Below are 625 nucleotides of genomic sequence, written 5' to 3'. Positions count from 1 at the left end.
AAAGAGCAAGCCAAGCAAATTCATCGTGCGAAACTCGATCCTCAAGAGCGTGAACGTCTAGAAAAAATCGACGAAGCAGAAGCCAAAATCGCAAAAGCGCAATCCTCATTCGAAGAATACCTTGGTATGACAGAGGTACAAGCAGGGCAAGATTCTGAAGTGCTGCTTGATGGCGTGGCAAAACTTTCAAGCCATAACAACGTAATTGAAGACGCCATTGAAGGCGTGGATTTGACACTTAAAGGCAAGTCAGAACCAAACAAGCCGCCTGCAGAAATCGGTGTCGAGTACGACCGTCAAAGTGTACGCAGCGACATCGAAAACTTTGTTTCGGCGTACAACTCGTTTTACCAAACTTCGCAAGCACTCTCGAGTGTTGACCCAACTACTGGCCAAAAAGGGCCGCTAGCTGGTGACAGCACGGTGCGAAGTGCCGATTCACGATTGAAAGCCGTCTTTTCAAGCCGAATCGATCAAGCACCAGAAAATCTGAAATCATTGACAGAATTTGGCATTACCACGACGCGTCAAGGCACGCTTGAAATCAACTATGACATGCTTGACCGTCAGTTGAACAATAACTTCAACGAGTTAGAAAAATTCTTCGGTGGTAACACTGGTTTTG

The 625-nt window shown here is 46.2% G+C and carries 1 protein-coding gene; it reads left to right on the top strand.

The window, feature by feature from the left end; genetic code table 11:
• Window positions 1–625, top strand: a 625-nt coding sequence (gene fliD / locus R8N49_RS28300; RefSeq protein ID WP_318190590.1) for a flagellar filament capping protein FliD, incomplete at both ends; no start/stop codon positions are given.

It is taken from the genome of Vibrio sp. 1978 (genome assembly GCF_033344345.1).
The sequence above is the reverse complement of the archived record's forward strand: the minus strand, read 5'-3'. Positions and strand labels throughout refer to the sequence as shown.